17 protein-coding genes are annotated in these 18,582 nt (G+C 64.1%); 15 read left to right on the top strand and 2 right to left on the bottom strand.

Going from position 1 to position 18,582, the window contains the following annotated elements; genetic code table 11:
• The first annotated feature begins 1 nt into the window (after position 1).
• From GT019_RS08925 to deoC, 3 genes are read left to right on the top strand one after another with little or no spacing between them, the layout of a single operon-like run.
• A complete protein-coding gene (locus GT019_RS08925) occupies positions 2-958 on the top strand; it encodes an ABC transporter permease (protein WP_161742754.1) in 957 nt (318 codons plus the stop codon).
• A gap of 38 nt (positions 959-996) precedes the next feature.
• The gene (locus GT019_RS08920; protein WP_161742753.1) at positions 997-1,950 is read left to right on the top strand and encodes a sugar-binding transcriptional regulator; all 954 of its coding nucleotides are present in this window, start codon (positions 997-999) and stop codon (positions 1,948-1,950) included.
• A gap of 29 nt (positions 1,951-1,979) precedes the next feature.
• Positions 1,980-2,663, top strand: coding sequence for a deoxyribose-phosphate aldolase (deoC, locus tag GT019_RS08915; RefSeq protein WP_161742752.1), 684 nt, complete (start codon positions 1,980-1,982; stop codon positions 2,661-2,663).
• Positions 2,664-2,726: 63 nt separating this feature from the next.
• On the opposite strand, the gene GT019_RS08910 is transcribed toward deoC, so the two are convergent.
• Complete coding sequence (locus GT019_RS08910) at positions 2,727-3,245, bottom strand: DinB family protein (protein WP_161742751.1); 519 nt, start codon at positions 3,243-3,245, stop codon at positions 2,727-2,729.
• 106 nt (positions 3,246-3,351) lie between these two features.
• Here GT019_RS08910 and queF point away from each other — a divergent pair, with 106 nt between their 5' ends.
• From queF to GT019_RS08895, 3 genes are all read left to right on the top strand, one after another.
• Positions 3,352-3,849, top strand: a complete 498-nt coding sequence (gene queF, locus GT019_RS08905) for a preQ(1) synthase (protein ID WP_161742750.1) — start codon at positions 3,352-3,354, stop codon at positions 3,847-3,849.
• A 248-nt stretch (positions 3,850-4,097) separates the two neighbouring features.
• On the top strand, positions 4,098-5,300 hold the full coding sequence (locus tag GT019_RS08900) for an MFS transporter (protein ID WP_161742749.1): 1,203 nt from the start codon (positions 4,098-4,100) through the stop codon (positions 5,298-5,300).
• A gap of 272 nt (positions 5,301-5,572) precedes the next feature.
• Complete coding sequence (locus tag GT019_RS08895) at positions 5,573-6,073, top strand: DinB family protein (protein ID WP_161742748.1); 501 nt, start codon at positions 5,573-5,575, stop codon at positions 6,071-6,073.
• A 384-nt stretch (positions 6,074-6,457) separates the two neighbouring features.
• Here the strand turns inward: GT019_RS08895 and GT019_RS08890 are convergent, their stop codons facing one another.
• On the bottom strand, positions 6,458-7,366 hold the full coding sequence (locus tag GT019_RS08890) for an ankyrin repeat domain-containing protein (protein ID WP_161742747.1): 909 nt from the start codon (positions 7,364-7,366) through the stop codon (positions 6,458-6,460).
• 143 nt (positions 7,367-7,509) lie between these two features.
• Between GT019_RS08890 and GT019_RS08885 the strand changes: the two genes are divergently transcribed.
• From GT019_RS08885 to mgrA, 9 genes are all read left to right on the top strand, one after another.
• A complete protein-coding gene (locus GT019_RS08885; protein ID WP_161742746.1) occupies positions 7,510-8,670 on the top strand; it encodes an acyl-CoA dehydrogenase family protein in 1,161 nt (386 codons plus the stop codon).
• Positions 8,588-9,862 (top strand): acetyl-CoA C-acetyltransferase, encoded by a 1,275-nt coding sequence (locus tag GT019_RS08880; protein ID WP_201755290.1) that lies wholly within the window; start codon positions 8,588-8,590, stop codon positions 9,860-9,862. Before GT019_RS08885 ends, GT019_RS08880 begins: the two co-directional genes overlap by 83 nt.
• A 320-nt stretch (positions 9,863-10,182) precedes the next feature.
• Positions 10,183-11,049 (top strand): 3-hydroxybutyryl-CoA dehydrogenase, encoded by an 867-nt coding sequence (locus tag GT019_RS08875; protein WP_161742744.1) that lies wholly within the window; start codon positions 10,183-10,185, stop codon positions 11,047-11,049.
• Between the two features lie 7 nt (positions 11,050-11,056).
• Entirely contained in the window at positions 11,057-12,241 is a 1,185-nt protein-coding gene (locus GT019_RS08870; protein ID WP_161742743.1) for an acyl-CoA dehydrogenase family protein, read from the top strand.
• Positions 12,242-12,263: 22 nt separating this feature from the next.
• Positions 12,264-13,499, top strand: coding sequence for a methylisocitrate lyase (gene prpB, locus GT019_RS08865; RefSeq protein WP_161742742.1), 1,236 nt, complete (start codon positions 12,264-12,266; stop codon positions 13,497-13,499).
• 3 nt (positions 13,500-13,502) lie between these two features.
• The gene (locus GT019_RS08860; protein ID WP_161742741.1) at positions 13,503-14,852 is read left to right on the top strand and encodes a citrate/2-methylcitrate synthase; all 1,350 of its coding nucleotides are present in this window, start codon (positions 13,503-13,505) and stop codon (positions 14,850-14,852) included.
• A gap of 23 nt (positions 14,853-14,875) precedes the next feature.
• Positions 14,876-16,315 (top strand): bifunctional 2-methylcitrate dehydratase/aconitate hydratase, encoded by a 1,440-nt coding sequence (locus tag GT019_RS08855; protein ID WP_161742740.1) that lies wholly within the window; start codon positions 14,876-14,878, stop codon positions 16,313-16,315.
• 313 nt (positions 16,316-16,628) lie between these two features.
• Positions 16,629-17,474, top strand: coding sequence for an AraC family transcriptional regulator (locus GT019_RS08850; RefSeq protein ID WP_161742739.1), 846 nt, complete (start codon positions 16,629-16,631; stop codon positions 17,472-17,474).
• A gap of 79 nt (positions 17,475-17,553) precedes the next feature.
• Complete coding sequence (gene mgrA / locus GT019_RS08845; protein WP_161742738.1) at positions 17,554-18,543, top strand: L-glyceraldehyde 3-phosphate reductase; 990 nt, start codon at positions 17,554-17,556, stop codon at positions 18,541-18,543.
• The last annotated feature ends 39 nt before the right edge of the window (positions 18,544-18,582 follow it).

The raw sequence follows: 18,582 nt of genomic DNA, 5'->3' as shown, positions 1-18,582 counted from the left end.
CATGTGGACGACAATTGAACAGATTTTCCCCTATGCGATCATGTTTACCATTCCGCTGCTCATCACCGCGCTCGGCGGGTTGTTCAGCGAACGAAGCGGCGTGGTCAATATCGGGCTCGAGGGACTCATGGTCATGGGTTCCTTCATCGGGGCGCTGACGATCAGCAAGCTGCAGACGGCCTGGCCGACGCATACCGTGGTCGCGATATGGATCGGCTTGTTGACGGCGCTCGTCGCGGGCGTATTGTTTTCCTTGCTGCATGCCTTCGCGAGCGTTCATCTCAGCGCGAATCAGGTCATCAGCGGAACCGCGATCAACATGATCGCCGGCGCCATCACCGTCTTCTTGTCCCGCAACATCACGGGCAGCGGCAACATCCGGCTGACGAACGGCTTCCAGCCCTTCAACGTGCCGTGGCTGTCGGATATCCCGATCATCGGGCCGCTCGTGTTCACCAAGACCTATTGGACGACATGGCTCATTCTGCTCGTCGTGCTGCTCAGCGCGTTCGTCCTGAAGAAAACGCCGTTCGGCCTGCGTTTGCGGGCATGCGGCGAATACCCGCAGGCGGCCGAAGCGGCGGGTGTCAACGTGCGCAGAATGCGTTATATTGGGGTTATGATTTCCGGCGCGTTCGCCTCCTTGGGAGGCGCGATCCTGCTCGTCACGATCGCGGGCGAATTCACGGGCACGGTGGCGGGTCTCGGATTCTTGTCCTTGGCGGCGCTGATCTTCGGGCAATGGCGGCCGCTCGGCATTTTGGCGGCGACGCTGTTCTTCGGCTTTGCGAGCACGTTCGCGAACGTCTCGCAGGTCATCCCGGCCCTGCAGCATATTCCGCCGGTCATTCTTCAGTTGTTCCCGTACGTCGTTACGCTGATCGCGCTCGTCATTTTCTCCAAGAGCTCGCAAGCGCCAAAAGCAGCAGGGGAGGTATTCGATTCCGGAAAACGTTAAACATACGCCAGTGATGGTCAGGGGAGTGTTGGGAATCCATGTATGACGAACGCACAGACGACAAACGAGGCAAGATGCTAGATGCCGTTCGTATGTATTATCAGCTGGACTACAGTCAGCAGGAAATCGCCAAGCAGCTTGGGGTATCGAGACCGACGGTCAGCCGTTTCATCCAGCAGGCCAAGGAAGAAGGCTACGTGGTCATCAATATCATTGATCCGCTCGAGAGCAATGACCTGCTCGCAGGGCAGATCGAACGCAAATTCGGGCTCAAAAAAGTGGTGATCGTCAACGTGCCGAACTACTCGGACGCCGTGGTCAAGAAATACCTCGGCGCCGCGGCGGCCAAGTATTTGGACAATGTCATCAAGGACGGCGACATCGTGGCGGCGACGTGGGGAACGACGCTGTACGAAGTCGCGCTGAATCTGCAGGATAAGCATGTGAAGGATGTCAAGGTGGTGCAGCTGAACGGGGGCGTCAGCCATTCCGAGACGAGCACGTACGCCAGCGAGATCATCAGCCTGTTCGGCAAAGCGTTCCACACTGTCCCGTATTTCATCCCCCTGCCCGCCATCGTCGACCATCCGATCGTCAAGAAGACGATCGAGACCGACCGTCATATTCGGAATATTTTGGAGCTTGGGAAAAAAGCGAATATTGCGATGGTCACGGTCGGCGCGCCGACGGAAGATTCCGTCCTGATCAAGGCCAACTATTTTAACGAATCCGAGTTGAAGCTGATCTACGAGAAGGGAGCGGGGGACATCTGCTCCCGCTATATCAATATCAACGGCACGATTTGTTCGCAGGAGCTCGATCAACGCACGATCGGCATCGATTTGAACGACTTGAAGAAGAAGGAGCAGTCCATCCTCGTGGCGGGCGGCATCCGCAAAGTCGACGGCATCTACGGGGCGCTTCGCGGCAGGTACGCCAACGTGCTGATCACCGACCAGTTCTCGGCCAAATATCTCATGGAGCGCCTATAAACCCACAAGAAAGAAAGGAACGAATCAGAATGAGCAACGAATTGGAAGGAGCAGCGCTCGCTGCTTACTTTGACCATACATTGTTGAAGCCGGAAGCGACGTTCTCGAATATCGTCAAGCTGTGCGCGGAGGCGAAGCAGCATAAGTTCGCGACGGTTTGCGTCAATCCGTATTGGGTCGCGGAAGCGGCGGAGCAGCTGCAGGGAACGGGCGTCGGCATTACGACGGTCATCGGCTTTCCGCTCGGCGCTTCCAGCTCGTTCACGAAGATCGCGGAGACGCGCGACGCGATCGCGAACGGCGCGACGGAAATCGATATGGTGCTGAACGTCGGCGCCTTGAAATCGGGTCGGTTCGCGGCGGTGGAACAGGACGTGCGGGGCGTAGCGGACGCATGCAAGGGCCGCGCCAAGCTGAAGGTCATTCTCGAGGTCGGCCTGCTGACCGACGAAGAAAAGGTCACGGCAAGCGTGATCTGCAAACGGGCGGGCGCCGACTTCGTCAAGACGTCCACGGGCTTCGGTCCCGGCGGCGCCACCGTGAAGGACATCGCGCTGATGCGCGAAGCGGTCGGCCCGGAAATGGGCGTCAAGGCATCGGGCGGCGTGCGCGACCGCGAGACGGTCCTCGCGCTGATCGAGGCGGGCGCGACGCGCATCGGCGCCAGCGCCAGCGTGGCCATCGTGAACGGCGGCAAAGGCGAAGGGTATTGAACCGCATAAGCCCTACACAAGGCGAGAGAGGTGCGATTGCGCACCTCTCTCGGTTATTTTTGGTTAGAATTGCAAGTATCGGGCGCGAATGATATTCAGGTGATGCTGCTCATGGCCGGCGATGACGTACGCGAGCGCGCGGGCGGACATCGTCGCGTTGCTGGCGGTGCCTGTGCGCGTCCAGGCTTCCGGAGAGATCATGCGCATCAAGCCGGTCGTCGCGGCGCGAACCGCTTCGTAATCGGCCAGCAGCTGCGCGACGGGAAAGGCATCGAAGCCGGAATTCGCCATGTAGCCGTCCTGGTCGAAGCCGGGCAGCGGCGTCCGGTCGCCGCGCGCGATGCGCAGCATCCGGTAGCTCATGACGCGCTCCGTGTCGGCGATATGGCCGAGCACCTCTTTCAAGCTCCATTTGTCCGGCGCGTAGCGGTAACGCGCCTGTTCGTCCGTCATCGCGGCGTACAGCGCGGCCAGCTGCTTGCGGTTGTTTTCGAGCAGCGGGAGCACGTCGTCCGTCTCGATCAATCCGATATAAGTACCGAAGTGGGAGCCGAACTCGTCGGCGGCCGGGCGTTGAAGCATAATGGCGTCATCTCCTCAGAAGGTTGAATTTTGAACGCTTATGGGTGTAAGCTACTAGAACAAGCGTAACCCCCGAACCTAGCAAAAACAAGGAGTGTTTTCAAAAATGGCAGGAAGATCGAAAGAAGAATTGAACGGCATTTCCCACCTGGGCAATCAAGGCACGCAGTATCTGTTCAACTACAGTCCCGAAGTGCTGGAGACGTTCGACAACAAGCATGTCGGCCGGGACTACTTCGTCAAGTTCAATACCCCGGAATTCACGAGCCTGTGTCCGATCACGGGCCAGCCGGACTTCGCGTCCCTGTACATCTCGTACATACCGGACGTGAAGATGGTGGAGAGCAAATCGCTCAAGCTGTACTTGTTCAGCTTCCGCAACCACGGCGATTTCCACGAGGACTGCATGAACATCATCATGAACGATCTTATCGCGCTGATGAACCCGCGGTACATCGAGGTATGGGGCAAATTCACGCCGCGCGGCGGGATCTCGATCGACCCGTACACCAACTGGGGCCGGCCGGGCACGAAATTCGAGGAAATGGCGCAGTACCGTTTGATGAATCACGACATGTATCCGGAGAAAGTAGACAACCGGTAATGACGGTTCGACGGGCAGCGATGCCAGCGGACCGACGGTTCGCGATCGGACAACCGTAACCAAGACAACCGTAACCAGGACCCAGCGACTTTCAAGAGATAAGCCGCACTCAGCACAATAGAACTCTCTCTTGCAATCCCGGCCATTCGGCGCGTACCGTGCGCAGCCGGGATTTTTGAGGGAAGGAACGCGCGAGCCGACGACGGCAGGCGTTTCTTCTTATTTGGCGAAAGGACGTGGCTGCAGCAATGAAATTTTCGTGGGAACGCAATCTCGTCGTGCTTTGGACCGGCGTGTTTTTTTGCAGCATGGCGTATTCCATCTCGATTCCGTTTTTGCCGATCTTCCTGAATACGGAGCTCGGCGTGGAGCATCATCTGGAGGCGTGGTCGGGCATCGCCTTCGGCATCACGTTTCTGGCGAGCGCGCTCATCTCGCCCTATTGGGGATCGCTCGCCGACAAATACGGGCGGAAGCCGATGCTGATCCGTTCGGGCTTCAGCTTGGCGGCACTTTATCTGATCAACTATTTCGTTCATGACCCCTATTGGTTTCTGGTCATTCGGATCTTCCAGGGGCTGCTGGCCGGCTTCGTGCCCGCCTCCATCGCGCTTGTCGCGACGAACACGCCGGAAGAGAAGACGGGCTACGCGCTCGGCATCATGTCGACGGCGGGGGCCACGGGCAGCATTCTCGGGCCGCTCGTCGGGGGCTTGGTCAGCCACTATCTCGGCAACCGCGAGGCCTTCCTGTTCTCGAGCGCCATCGTGCTCGTCTCCGCGCTTGTCGCGGTGTTCCTCGTCAAGGAGCAGAATTTCAACCGGAAAGCGGTCCGCTCGCATGTGCGGGACGATCTGAAGCACGCCTTGTCGAACCGGACGTTCGCGATGCTGCTCCTGATGGTGGCGATCAGCACGTTCTCCGTCATGATCCTGGAGCCGCTGATCACCGTCTACGTGCTGCGGATGGGCGTCTCCAAGGACAGCGCCTCGCTGAGTTCCGGCATTATCTTCTCGGCGGTCGGCATCGCCACGGTCATCATGGCGCCCCGCTGGGGCAAGATCGGACGGCGGATCGGCTACGAGAAGGTGCTCTTCGTCGGCTTGATCGGCAGCGGAATCGGCAACCTGCTGCAAGTGCTCGTTACGAATTATATCGGCTTCGGCATCCTGCGTTTCGGCTACGGGCTTTTCTTCGCGGCCGTGAATCCGTCCATTAACGCGATGATCGTGCAGACGACGGAAACGGATTTCCGCGGGCGGGCGTTCAGCCTGAACCAGTCGGCTTCCCAGATCGCGACGATGGCCGGGCCGATTATCGGAGGGCTGCTCGGCGGCTGGATGCCGATCCGCTGGATATTCGTGATCAACGGCGGCACGCTGCTGCTGTCTGCGCTGCTGTTCAAGACGAAAATCTCCGGCAAGAAGGCCGTTGCCGCCAGGCATGGCTAACCGTCGTCGCAACGCATGCAAGCTCGAAGAGGAAGGCCGTCTCGCGTGGAGACGGCCTTTTTCGTGTTCAGCCGGTCGCATGCCGGCCAAATCTCCCGGTCCAGTGATTGCGAGAAGCAGCATGACGAGAACTTGATGCCTCAGCGGAGAAAAGCGCGTTTTTCTCGTCTTAGGCCGGAAAAGCGATTTTCGACTGACAGGTCGTTGTCAGGGGACTTGTAGTAAGGTAAGCACGAGACCTGAAACCAAGCAAACCATGGAGGCGGTATACGATGTTCGCAAGCGTAAAAGCATTTATCGAGGATTACAGGCACGAGTCGCAGTCCACGCAGAAGCTGCTGGATGCGCTGACCGACGAGTCGCTCGCCCAAGCGGTCGGGACGGGCTACAGAACGATTGGCATGCTGGCATGGCATCTCGTGCATAACGACGCGGGCATGCTGCAGAGAACCGGCTTGCGCTTCGACGCGCCCGCAGCCGGCGCGGAACCGCCGCAATCGGCCGCGGCCATCGCGCGGGCTTATCGCGAGACGACGGCGTCGCTGCTGGGTGCGGCGGCGGCCTGGAGCGACGACAAGCTGCTCGAGACGAACGACATATACGGCCAATCGTGGTCGAACGGGTTGACGCTGTACCTCTTCATCAAGCACGAAATTCATCATCGCGGTCAGCTGACGGTCCTGATGCGGCAAGCCGGGCTCCCCGTGGCCGGCATGTACGGACCTTCCAAGCAGGAATGGGAAGCGATGGGCGTTCCTGCGCCGACCCGATAACGGCGAATCAACGGCAACGCGAAAAAGCCGGAAGACCGCGGCGCCCCGCTTGGGGAAGGCTTCGGACTTCCGGCGATGAGCGGCATTGCCGCGCTGTCTGCGATCTGGATGGCTGGCGATGCTGCGCAGGAGTTATTAAGCGGTTTGCGGCATGTTGCCGTTTTGCATCTCTTGCCAAGCCGTTCTCCATTTGAGGAGACGCGATTTCAAGTTGCGAACGCGTTTCATGTCGTTCCATTCCCTCCCTAGGGCGTATGATCTTCTTCCTTGATCGTAACGCTTCACTGTTAACGCACCGTTATCGGCTCGTTACAATTTCCCGAAGAAAATGTAAAGATCCCGCGATCGCCTGTTCCCTGCAGGCGATGCGGGATCTTTTTCGGTTCAGCTATGGTCTCGGGACGAGGAACCGGCCTCGCGCAGGAAGGCTGCCATCTCCGGATGCTCGAAATGCTCCGCCCAATCGAGCGGCGTGCCGCCGTATCTGGCGTCCCTGAGCGAGAGATTCGCGCCGCGGGCAAGGAGCAGCTCGGCCAAAGCGGCATTGTCGCCCGCCGCGGCCCAGTGGAGCGCCGACGCGCCCGTCCGGTCGAAGCCGGAGGGGACGCCGTTCACGTCCGCGCCGCGATCGAGCAGATAGACGGCGCTTGCCGTACTGCCGCCAATGGCCGCGTAGATGAGCGCCTGCTGGAGAAGCTCTTCGGGCTTGGCGCCGCCGGGAATCGGCACGTTGACCGGCTCGCGGTGCCGTCCGGCGCTTGGCAGCAGTTCGCCGTCCGCGCCGAAGTAGGAAGGCAGCAGATCTGCCCGTCCGACGGCCGCCGCAAGCTCCAGGTCAAGCGCGGCGCCGCGACGCACGAGCAGGTCCGTCACCTGGCGGCAGCCGTACCAGATCGATTGGGCAAGCGGCCGCCGGTCGTCGTGCAGCCCGTCGATCGGCGCGCCGGCATCGAGCAGAAAGCCCGCCAGATCGGCATCGTCGTTGCTGGCGGCCCATTGGAGACCGGTCTCGCCGCGCTCGGGGTCGATCGCGCGGGCATTGACGTCCGCGCCGGCTTCGACGAGCGCTTGGCCCGTCTCCAGCCCCCGCGGATAGTGGCCCGGCCAGTCGCACAGCTGATGCAGCAGCGTTCGCCCTTGGATCGAACGGGCATTCGCGAGCGCCGGACTTTGCGCGAGCAAGGCGCGCAGCCGTTCGACTTCGCCGTGCTTCACGGCATGGCATGCGGCGCGGTAGCCGTCCTGCAGACGTTCGTCCGCGGCGTGGTCATCGATATCGTTGGCACTGGCCATTGCGGTTCAACTCCTTTTTTTTTGGGAAGGACGAGTCGGGCTTTGCCTTCACTCTATCATGAATTGCCGCCCGGGAAAATACGATGTAATAAGGGGTTGTAAGCATCGGGCGCTCTGTTTGCTTCAAGAAAGGAGCGTTGGGGATGGAATTCGGGCTTTCGGAGGAAGAACGGATGATCCGGGACATGGCGGCGCGCTACGCCGAGCAGGAAGCGGCGCGGCGCGCGGCGGAGCTGGATGAGGCGGAGACGTTCGACCGCCAATCGTTCGACGGGATGGCGGAATTGGGCTTCACGGCGCTGCCGTGGCCGGAGGAAGCAGGCGGAGCGGGGGGCGGCTTCGCCGGGCTGGCGCTGGTGCTGCAGGAGCTGTCGAGGGTGAGTGCCTCTCTCGGCGCGGCGCTTTGGGCGCATGTGTACCTGGCTGCATGGCCGCTCATGCGCTTCGGGGGAACGGAGGCAAAGCAGCGGTTTCTAGGTCGGCTGGTCGCGGGAAGCGCGCTAGGCACAGGCATGCTGCCGGGGACCGCGGCCGGAGCATCGAGGCTGCGCGCCGGCGTGACGGCAGCGCGCGCGGAAGACGGCTACCTGCTGGAAGGACGGCAAACGTACGTGCTCGGCGGCGCGCAGGCCGAATTGTTCGTCGTCTATGCGGAAATGGCAGGGGAGCGGATACGCCCCGGGAGCTCTCGCAAGCGCTTCAGCGCTTTCCTGATCGACCGGGACTGTCCCGGACTCGCGGTTCAGCCCGTGGGCAGGAAGCTTGGCCTGCGCTCCGCGGGACTGGCGCATCTGACGTTCCAGACCTGCCGGGTCCCGGCGGGGAATCGCCTCGGCCGCGAGGGCCAAGGGAGCGCCATCGCCCGGCAGGCGGAGGCAGGCGCGCGCTGCGGACTGGCGGCGGTGGCCGCGGGCATCGCGCGGGGGGCGGCCGACGCGGCGCTTGGCTACGCGAAGGCCCGCTCGCAGTTCGGCAAGCCGATCGCGAAGCATCAGGCGGTCGCGTTTCTGCTCGCCGACATGGAGACGGCTGCGGAAGCCGCCCGGCTGCTCGTGAATCAGGCCGCATGGCGCGCGGATGCGGGGCTCGCGGACGAGGGCCGGGCGGAAATGGCGCTCGGCTTCGCGGCCGAGGCCGCGCTGGCGGGGAGCATCCAGGCGGTCCAGGTGTACGGCGGCTACGGCTATATGAAGGAATACCCCGTCGAGCGGTATATGCGGGATGCGAAAGCGGTGCAAATGCTCAAGGCGTTCGGCTTGTCGCCGGCGCGGCGGAGCACGGGAAAGGGGAGCGGACGTGGCTGAGACGGTCATCATCGGAAGCGCGCGCACGCCTTTCGGCAAATTCGGCGGCGCGCTGAAGGGGCTTGCCGCGGCGGAGCTGGGCGGCCTTGCCCTGCAGGGCGCGCTGCGGCGGAGCGGGGTATCCTCGCTGGCGGTCGAGGAAGTCGTCATGGGCATGGCGGTCCAGGCGGGCGCGGGGCAAAATCCCGCCCGGCAGGCGGCCCGCCATGCCGGCCTCGGCGTGGAGGTGCCGGCGGAAACCGTGAACAAGGTGTGCGCGTCCGGTCTGCGCAGCATTACGCTGGCCGCGCAGATCATCGCGGCGGACGATGCGGAGATCGTCGCCGCCGGCGGCATGGAGAGCATGAGCGGCGTTCCGTTCGCGCTGCCGGACTATCGGTTCGGTCGGCGCATGGGCAACGGCGCCGCCGCGGACCTGCTGCTCGGCGACGGGCTGACCTGCGCGTTCGGCGGCGGGCATATGGGCGATTACGCGGAAAGCATCGCGGCCGAATACGGCATCTCCCGCACGGAGCAGGACGAATGGGCGCTGCGCAGCCACGAGCGCGCGGTGCAGGGCATCCTGCAGGGCGTCTTCCTCGCCGAGATCGTGCCGGTGCCGCTGGCCGGCGGGACGCCCGCCAAAAGCCAGGTGTTCGCCGTCGATACCGACGAAGCGCCGCGGGGCGACACGAGCCTGGAGAAGCTCGCCGCGCTCCGGCCCGCCTTCGCCGCGGCCGACGCCGGCACGATCACGGCGGGCAACGCGCCGGGCTTGAACGACGGCGCGGCGGCGGTAATCGCCGCCTCCAAGGACCGCGCGCAGCGCGACGGGTACGTGCCGCTGGCGGCGGTCGTGGGGCATGCGGCCGTCAGCGTGGAGCCGCGGTTGTATGCCATCGCCCCGGCGCTGGCGATCCAGAAGCTGCTGCAGCGGCACAACCTTCGGCTGCAGGACATCGACCGTTTCGAGCTGAACGAAGCGTTCGCCGCCGTCGTGCTCGCCTGCGGCCGTCTGCTCGGCTGGGACAGCGACAAGGTGAACGTGTACGGAGGCGCGATCGCGCTCGGGCATCCGGTTGGGGCGAGCGGCGCGCGGATCGTCGGGACGCTCATCAACGGGCTGCGCCGCCGCGGCGGCGGGCTCGGCATCGCCGCCGTGTGCAGCGGCGGCGGCCAGGGGGATGCGTTGCTGGTCCGGGTAGACGTATAGCAGATGTCCGGCCGCGTGGTGCTTGTTGCGGATGCGGGAAGCGAATCGATGATTGCACAGGCAGGCGCGGATAAGGCGGGAGGCGCGGAGCTGAACGCGGTGCCGCGAGCGGAGGCGCGGTGGCGATAATGGCTGCGCAGCAGTCTGCGAAAGCGGCTTGGAAAGCAATACTGAAAGGCGCGAAAAGAGTCGCGACGCTGCGCATGGACGTTAGGTTGGCGGCCGAAGACGGCCGCGAACGTTCGCGGAAGCAGACGCGAAGCGGCATGTTCCGCTTCGCTTCGCGATGGATGGTTGGGCAAAGGAAGGAGTTGACGCCAATGGGCATCAACAACATCTCCGTCGTGGGCGCGGGCCAGATGGGCAGCGGAATCGCGCAGGTCGCGGCGCTGGCGGGCTGCCGCGTGCTGCTGCACGATACCGACGACGCGCGGATATCGGCGGCGATGGATTCGATCGGCAGGTCGCTGATGATAGGCGCGGCCAAAGGAAGGTACTCCCCCGAAGAGGCGGCCACCGCGCTGGCCCGTCTCGTCCCCGGCGGCGGATTGAGCGCGGCGGCCGACGCCGATCTGGTCATCGAAGCGGCGACGGAGAACATGGCCGTAAAGAAAGGGATTTTCGCGGCGCTGGACGGCATTTGCGGCGAAGGGACGATTTTGGCGAGCAACACGTCTTCGCTGTCCTTGACGGAGCTGGCTTCGGCGACGGAGCGGCCGGAGCAGGTCATCGGCATGCATTTCATGAATCCCGTGCCGGTCATGAAGCTGGTTGAAATCATCCGGGGGCTGCGCACGAGCGAGGAAACGTACGCCGAGGCGGCGGGGCTGGCGGCACGGATGGGAAAGACGCCTTTGGAGGTGCGGGATTTTCCGGGGTTCGTCAGCAACCGCATTCTGATGCCGATGATCAACGAGGCGGTCTATGCGGTATACGAAGGCGTGGCGAAAGCGGAAACCGTCGACGACGTCATGCGGCTGGGCATGAACCATCCCATGGGACCGCTCGCGCTGGCCGATCTGATCGGGCTCGATACGTGTCTCGCCATTATGGAGACGCTGCACGAGGGCTTCGGCGATTCCAAATACCGGCCGTGTCCCCTGCTGCGCAGCTACGTGCACGCCGGCTGGCTCGGCAGGAAGAGCGGCCGGGGGTTCTATGCGTACGGCGGCGGGGAAGGGAGCTGATCTCCCGATGAGACTGCGGTTCACGGCGGAGCAGGAGGCGCTTCGGCTGAGGGTGCGCGCGTTTGCCGAAGCCGAGGTCGCTCCGGCGGCGCTGGCGATGGAAGAAAGCGACGCGTTTCCCCGGGCGCTCGTGAACGCGATGGGCCGCGAAGGCTTGCTCGGCTTGCCGGTCTCGCCCGAATGGGGAGGCGGCGGCTGCGACATGGTCTCCTATATGCTGGCGATCGAGGAAATCTCCCGGGTCAGCGCGGCAGCCGGGGTCATTCTGGCGGTGCATACGTCGGTCGGCACGCTGCCGATCGTCTATCACGGCACGGAGGAACAGAAGCGGCGCTGCCTGCCGCGGCTGACTTCCGGCGCTTGGCTGGGGGCCTTCGCGCTGACGGAGCCGCATGCCGGTTCGGACGCTTCGACGATCCGTACGGCCGCCGCGCGCAGCGGAGACGACTACGTGCTGACGGGTTCCAAAGCATTTATCACCAATGCCGGCGAAGCCGATCAATACTTGCTGTTCGCGGTCGTGCCGGGCGATGAAGCGGCCGCGCAGGGCGAAGGCTCGTCGCAGCGAGCGGACGCGGCGCGCCGCGACGGCGGCATCACGGCCTTCCTGGTGGCGAAGGACACGCCGGGCCTCGTCGTCGGGCGCAAGGAGAATAAGACGGGGCTGCGCGGCTCCAACACCTGCGCGCTGATCCTGGAAGAAGCGCGCGTCCCGGCGGCGCAGCGCCTCGGCGCGGAGGGGCAGGGCTTCCGCATCGCGAAGTCGGCCTTGAGCGGCGGGCGCATCGGCATCGGCGCGCAGGCGCTCGGCATCGCGCGCGCGGCGCTGGCGCTGGCGGAGCGGGAGCTGCCGCGGGTGCCGCGCGGCCAGCGGGCGCGCGCCGAAGCGGAGCTGCTGGATTCCACCGCGCTGGCGGAGGCCGCGGCGCTGCTCGTCTATCGCGCGGCGGAGCTGCTGCAGCGCGGCCGCCCGTGCGCGAAGGAGGCGTCGATGGCCAAAATGTTCGCCAGCGACGCGGCCGTCCGCATCGCGACGCGCACCTTGCAGTGGTGCGGGCCGGAAGCCTTGACGGAGGCGCATCCGGCGGAGCGGCTGTTCCGGGACGCGAAGGTGACGCAGATCTACGAAGGGACCAACGAGATTCACCGGATCGTCATCTCGGGCGAGCTGCTCAAGGGGCAGCGGGGATAGGCAGCGAAAGGAGGTGCAGGCGATGAACGGCGGCAAGCGCGGCGGAAACAGGCATGACGGCGAGAGCGGCCGTTATTACCGGCGCGAGCATGAATTTGCGTGCGATGGCATTGATCGTGCCCCTGCCGGGAGGGGCGCCGGCGGTTACCGTGTCGTTGAGGGGACGGGCGAAGGCGGCGATAGCAGCTTCCGCGGAGTCGGAGAAGATAGCGCGCGAGCCGGTCGAGATAGCGGGAGCAGCTCCGGCGGCAGCGGCAAGCCGACGGACGTCGCCGGCGCAGACGTTCGAAATGGAGGCGGAGCGTCCGTAAGCCGGGATGCCAGCTGCGTATCTGGCGGCAGCGGCCGCCCAAAAGCCGACGCCGTCAGCGTCTCGCCCGGCGCGCGGTTCAGGGAGGCGCTCCGGCAGGAGAAGCCGCTGCAGATCGCGGGCGCCGTCAACGCCTACGCCGCGATCTTGGCGCAGGCGGCCGGCTTCCGCGCGCTGTACCTGTCCGGCGCCGGCGTGGCGAACGCGTCCTTCGGTCTCCCGGATCTCGGCATCACGACGCTGAACGACGTGGCCGAGGACGTGCGCCGCATCGCCGGCGCGGTTGACCTCCCGCTGCTGGTCGATGCGGACACGGGCTTCGGTTCCGCCTTCAACATTGCCCGCACCGTGCGCGAGATGATCCGGGCCGGGGCCGCCGGCATCCACATCGAGGACCAGGTGGCCGCGAAGCGCTGCGGCCACCGGCCGAACAAGGCGCTGGTGCCGCCCGGCGAGATGGCGGATCGGATCGCCAGCGCCGCGGATGCCCGGACCGACGCGGATTTCGTCCTGATGGCCCGGACGGATGCGCTCGCCTCGGAGGGGTTGGATGGCGCGGTCGCCCGCGCGCTGGCTTACGTGGAAGCGGGCGCGGATATGGTGTTCCTGGAGGCGGCGTCCAGCCTCGACGAGTACCGGGCATTCACGGCCAAGGTGAAGGTGCCGGTGCTTGCCAACGTGACGGAATTCGGACGTACGCCGTTATTTACGGCGGTAGAGCTTGGGGGCGCCGGCGTGGCGATGGCGCTGTATCCGCTGTCGGCTTTCCGGGCGATGAACGCGGCCGCGCTCCAGGTCTATCGGACGATTCGAGCCAAAGGAACGCAGGCGGACGAGATCGGTCATATGCAGACGCGCGAGGAGCTCTACGGTTATCTCGGCTATTACGAGTACGAGCGCAGGCTGGATGCGCTGTTCGGCGCGGGAAGCAAACCGGAGGAGGGATGATGGATGGTCGTGAAGAAGTCCGGCGGCCTGGCCGGGGTGGAAGCAGGCGAGACGGCGATCAGCACGGTGGGCAAAGACGGCCGCGGGCTGACCTACCGCGGTTACGCGATCGAGGATTTGGCGGAGCACGGCAGCTTCGAGGAAACGGCGTATTTGCTCATTCGCGGCAAGCTGCCGAACGTCGACGAGCTGACGGATTACCGCCGCAAGCTGGCTGCCGCTAGCCGGCTGCCGGACGCGCTGCGGCGCATGCTGGAGCTGGTGCCGGCGGATGCGCACCCGATGGAGGTGCTGCAGCTGGGCTGCGTCGCGCTCGGGACGCTGGAGCCCGAATCGCCGCAGCGTCCGCCGGCGGAGATGGCGGACCGGCTTATCGCGCTGACGGGTCCCATGCTGCTGCACTGGTACCATTATCATCGACGGGCCGCGGCCGGAACCGCAAGCGATAAGGTTTCCGGCAGCGGCGGGGAAGCGGCGCAAAAGAAGCCGGCGTTCACCGCGGACACGGATGACGGCCTGCCCGAGGCCGTCGGCCTTCAGGATGGCGGTTCGAGCGACGTCGATCCCTTCCTGTCGGCTGATCCGCCCTCCCCGGCGCGTGGCGGCGCTTCGCATGGCGGTCCGGCCGGCGCGCCGAACTTCGACGATGCCGGGGACAGTCCGCAGCCGATCGACGAGGATTATACCGTTGCCGGCCATTTCCTGTATCTGCTGCACGGCAAGCACGCCGCGATCCGCGCCCGGCGCGTGTTCGACATCTCGCTGACGCTCTACGCGGAGCACGAGTTCAACGCATCGACCTTCGCCGCCCGCGTCACGGCGTCCACGCTTTCGAATTTCTACTCCTGCATCGCGACCGGCATCGGCACGCTGCGCGGCAATCTGCACGGCGGCGCCAACGAGGCGGTAATGGAGCTGATCGAACGGTTCAAGACGCCGGAGGAAGCAGCCGAGGCCGCGCGCGCGCTATTGGCGGCGAAGCAGCTCGTCATGGGCTTCGGCCATCGCGTCTACAGCGTCTCGGACCCGCGTTCCGACATCATCAAGAAATGGGCGGAGATGCTGTCCTTCTGGTCGCCGGACGGGTATTTGTACCCGGTGTCCGAAGCGGTCGAAGCCGTCATGCGGGAGGAAAAGGCCTTGTTCCCGAACCTGGATTTTTACAGCGCGACCGCGTACCATTTCATGGGCGTTCCGACGGCGATGTTCACGCCGGTCTTCGTGATCGCGCGGCTCGCCGGCTGGACGGCCCACATCGAGGAGCAGCGGCGGAACAACCGGATCATCCGGCCGACGGCCGCGTACGCGGGACCGGATAACCTGCCGTGGCTCGAGCTGCACGCGCGGCGCTAAATCGAAAGCGAGGTGGCGAAAGCATGTCGCACGAATCGAATGCAAGACCCGAGCCGGATCAACTGCTTGTCGACATCGCCGATTATGCGGCGAATTACCGCATACGGAGCGATTCGGCGTACGAGACGGCGCGTTATTGTCTGATGGATACGCTGGGCTGCGGCATTCTTGCCCTGAAATACCCGGCCTGCACGAAGCTGCTCGGACCCGTCGTGCCCGGCGCGGAATTGCCCGAAGGCGTCCGGATTCCGGGCACGTCCTACGCGCTTGACCCCGTGACGGCCGCGTTCAATATCGGCACCATGATCCGGTGGCTGGATTACAACGACACGTGGCTCGCGGCGGAATGGGGGCATCCGTCCGACAACCTCGGCGCGATCCTGGCCGCCTCCGACTACGTTAGCCGGAAGAACGAGACGGCGGGCAAGCCGCCGCTGCAGATGAGGGATGTCCTGACCGGCATGATCAAGGCGCATGAGATTCAAGGCGTGCTGGCGCTCGGCAACAGCTTCAATCGGGTCGGATTGGATCATGTGATTCTCGTGAAGGTCGCTTCCGCGGCCGTCGCGACCGGCATGCTCGGGGGGACCCGGGACGACATCATCAACGCGCTCTCGCAGGCGTGGCTCGACGGGCATCCGCTGCGCGTCTACCGCCACGCGCCCAACACGGGCCCGCGCAAGTCTTGGGCGGCCGGGGACGCGGCGAGCCGCGCCCTGCAGCTGGCCTTCCTGACGCTGCGCGGCGAGATGGGTTACCCGTCCGCGCTCTCGGCCAAGGGCTGGGGCTTCAGCGATGCCTTGTTCAAAGGCCGGCCCGTTGCGCTCGAGCGGCCCTTCGGTTCCTACGTTATGGAGAACGTGCTGTTCAAGGTCGCTTATCCCGCCGAGTTTCATGCCCAAACCGCGGTGGAAAGCGCGATTCGCCTGCATCCGCTCGTTGCCGACAGGCTGGAGGACATCGCCAGAATCGTCATCTCGACGCACGAGTCCGCCATTCGGATCATCGACAAGAGCGGACCGCTGCATAACCCCGCCGACCGCGATCACTGCCTCCAGTACATGACCGCCGTCGGTTTGCTGCACGGGCGGTTGACGGCCGATCATTACGAGGACGAGGCGGCGGCCGATCCCCGCATCGACAGGCTGCGCGGGCTGATGAAGGTCACGGAGAACGCGCAGTACTCCCGCGAGTACCTCGATCCGGAGAAGCGCTCCATCGCCAATGCCGTGCAGGTGTTCTTCCGGGACGGCAGCATGACGGAGCAGGAGGTCACGGAATATCCGGTCGGCCACAAGCGCCGGCGGAACGAAGCCCTCCCGATGCTGAAGCAGAAATTCGAAGCGAACCTTGGCACGCATTATTCCAAAGAACGGGTCCAGCGCATAACCGAGCTGTTCGGCGACCCCCAGAAGCTGGAGGCGATGCCCGTGCATCGTTTCATGGACCTGCTCGCCAACTGACCCCGTCGACCGGGTACGCAATAATAGCCGGCGCGAATGCAAAGCGGCTGCCCTCCGCTGCGTTCGCCGCCGGCCATTGCCGTTTGCGGAGCGTGGGCGCCGCATTCCGCCGATACGCGGAATGCCGCTTTATATCGTTAATAAGCCGGACATTCGATTCAGGGGCTTGCGAAGGCCTCCATTTGCCATGCGCGGATGGATGAGGTCATGCGTCCTGCCGTTCCTCCGCTCCAGGCGGTTATTTGGCCGGCAATATGCTATGATTGCTAGCAGATAGCGTTGCGAGCGTAGCAAGAGGAGGCAGGCATCCGTCATGGGAAAATCGATATTCAACCCCGAACGGCCTTTCAGCGCCGATCCCGATCTGCAGCTGTTGTACTGGGGGAAGGAGCAATGCGCGCCGGGGCATTCCGTCGGTCCGGGGATCCGGGAATGCTACAAGGTGCATTTCGTGCATGACGGCTTCGGAACCGTGAACGTGGGCGAACGGTCGTTCCGGCTGTCGGCGGGCGAGGCGTTCATCATTTATCCGCATGTCGTGACGCAGTACGAAGCGGACGGGGACGAGCCGTGGACGTATTCGTGGATCGCCTTTCAAGGCGCGCAGATGGGCGAAATCCTGGCGGGAACGAGCTTGACGCCGGACAATCCGGTATTCCCCATGGACCTGAGGCTGATGCCCGGCCTGCACGAAGCGCTGAGCGACGCGCTGTCCAATGGCGGCATCGCGGGGCTGCGTTTGACCGCGCTGCTGTACGAGTTCATGTTCGCCTTGACGGAAGCGGCGCCTGCCGCGGCCGCGAAGCCGCCGATCCGGAAGCAGGACGGATACGTCCACCGCAGCATGGACTTCATTCATACCCACTACAGCGAGAACATCACCGTCAGCCAGCTCGCCGCGCACATCGGCCTGGATCGCAAATATTTCTCCGTGCTGTTCAAGGAAGCGCTCGGGATGCCGCCGCAGCAGTATTTGCTCCATTACCGCATGGACAAGGCATGCGACCTGCTCGGAAGCGGCTCGTACACCGTCGGCGAAGTGGCTCGTTCCGTCGGGTATCAGGATGCGCTGCTGTTTTCGAAAATGTTCAAGAAAGTGAAGGGCGTCTCCCCGAGGCAGTGTATCCCTCCCGCGGCTAATCCTGACTTTGTCACATAACAATCAGCCATGCTGACATTGGCCGATCTCCGGCTTTCCATTAAGATAGATGTGAATGGACAAAGAGGAGGATACGGAAATGACCTATTTGGCAGATCAAACCCGATACGACAAAATGACATACAACCGCTCCGGGCGAAGCGGGCTTCGGCTCCCCGCGGTGTCGCTCGGGCTGTGGCATAATTTCGGCGGCATCAACGTGCTGGAGAACCAGCGGACGATGGCGAGAAGGGCGTTCGACCTCGGCATCACCCACTTCGATCTCGCGAACAATTACGGACCGCCTCCCGGCTCGGCGGAAGAGAACTTCGGCACGCTGCTGAAGCAGGACCTCGCTCCTTACCGGGACGAGCTGATCATCTCGACGAAGGCCGGTTATTACATGTGGCCGGGACCGTACGGCGAGTGGGGCTCCAAGAAGAACCTCGTCGCCAGCTTGAACCAGAGCTTGAAGCGGATGGGCCTGGACTACGTCGATATTTATTACCATCACCGTCCGGACCCGAACACGCCGCTCGAAGAAACGATGAGCGCGCTCGATCTGATCGTCCGCCAGGGCAAGGCTTTATACGTCGGCCTGTCCAACTACTCGGCGGAGCAGACCCGCGAAGCGTCGCGGATTCTGAAGTCGCTCGGCACGCCATGCCTGATCCACCAGCCGAATTATTCGATGCTGTCCCGCTGGATCGAGGACGGGCTGCAGGACGTGCTGGACGAAGAGGGCATCGGCACCATCGCCTTCTCGCCGCTCGCCGGAGGCATGCTGACGGACCGTTACCTGGACGGCATCGCGCCGGATTCGCGCGCGGCCGGTCCTTCGGTCTTCATGCGGCCGGAGCATGTGACGGAGGAGCGCCTCGCCAAGGTCCGCAAGCTGGACGAACTGGCGAAGTCCCGCGGCCAGAAGATGTCCCAGCTGGCGCTGGCGTGGGTGCTCCGCGGCGGACGCGTCACGTCCGCGCTGATCGGCGCGAGCAAGGTCAGCCAGATCGAGGACGCCGTCGGCGCGCTCGAGGCGCCGGAGCTGACGCGGGAAGAGCTTGCTTTGATCGATGCGATATTGGCTTGACGCAATAGTCGGTAAGTAATAAGACGCAGGACTGCGAAA

The sequence above is a fragment of the Paenibacillus glycinis genome (genome assembly GCF_009909185.1).
In the GTDB taxonomy this organism is placed as follows: domain Bacteria; phylum Bacillota; class Bacilli; order Paenibacillales; family Paenibacillaceae; genus Paenibacillus_Z; species Paenibacillus_Z glycinis.
Note: the sequence above shows the minus strand (reverse complement) of the source record. Positions and strands in the feature narration are given on the sequence as shown.

Excerpts from the sequence above, each read along its gene's own strand:
- GT019_RS08925 (WP_161742754.1), top strand. The coding sequence starts at position 2 with ATGTGGACGACAATTGAACAGATTTTCCCCTATGCGATCATGTTTACC.
- GT019_RS08920 (WP_161742753.1), top strand. The coding sequence starts at position 997 with ATGTATGACGAACGCACAGACGACAAACGAGGCAAGATGCTAGATGCC.
- deoC (WP_161742752.1), top strand. The coding sequence starts at position 1,980 with ATGAGCAACGAATTGGAAGGAGCAGCGCTCGCTGCTTACTTTGACCAT.
- GT019_RS08910 (WP_161742751.1), bottom strand. The coding sequence starts at position 3,245 with ATGCTTCAACGCCCGGCCGCCGACGAGTTCGGCTCCCACTTCGGTACT.
- queF (WP_161742750.1), top strand. The coding sequence starts at position 3,352 with ATGGCAGGAAGATCGAAAGAAGAATTGAACGGCATTTCCCACCTGGGC.
- GT019_RS08900 (WP_161742749.1), top strand. The coding sequence starts at position 4,098 with ATGAAATTTTCGTGGGAACGCAATCTCGTCGTGCTTTGGACCGGCGTG.
- GT019_RS08895 (WP_161742748.1), top strand. The coding sequence starts at position 5,573 with ATGTTCGCAAGCGTAAAAGCATTTATCGAGGATTACAGGCACGAGTCG.
- GT019_RS08890 (WP_161742747.1), bottom strand. The coding sequence starts at position 7,366 with ATGGCCAGTGCCAACGATATCGATGACCACGCCGCGGACGAACGTCTG.
- GT019_RS08885 (WP_161742746.1), top strand. The coding sequence starts at position 7,510 with ATGGAATTCGGGCTTTCGGAGGAAGAACGGATGATCCGGGACATGGCG.
- GT019_RS08880 (WP_201755290.1), top strand. The coding sequence starts at position 8,588 with ATGCGAAAGCGGTGCAAATGCTCAAGGCGTTCGGCTTGTCGCCGGCGC.
- GT019_RS08875 (WP_161742744.1), top strand. The coding sequence starts at position 10,183 with ATGGGCATCAACAACATCTCCGTCGTGGGCGCGGGCCAGATGGGCAGC.
- GT019_RS08870 (WP_161742743.1), top strand. The coding sequence starts at position 11,057 with ATGAGACTGCGGTTCACGGCGGAGCAGGAGGCGCTTCGGCTGAGGGTG.
- prpB (WP_161742742.1), top strand. The coding sequence starts at position 12,264 with ATGAACGGCGGCAAGCGCGGCGGAAACAGGCATGACGGCGAGAGCGGC.
- GT019_RS08860 (WP_161742741.1), top strand. The coding sequence starts at position 13,503 with ATGGTCGTGAAGAAGTCCGGCGGCCTGGCCGGGGTGGAAGCAGGCGAG.
- GT019_RS08855 (WP_161742740.1), top strand. The coding sequence starts at position 14,876 with ATGTCGCACGAATCGAATGCAAGACCCGAGCCGGATCAACTGCTTGTC.
- GT019_RS08850 (WP_161742739.1), top strand. The coding sequence starts at position 16,629 with ATGGGAAAATCGATATTCAACCCCGAACGGCCTTTCAGCGCCGATCCC.
- mgrA (WP_161742738.1), top strand. The coding sequence starts at position 17,554 with ATGACCTATTTGGCAGATCAAACCCGATACGACAAAATGACATACAAC.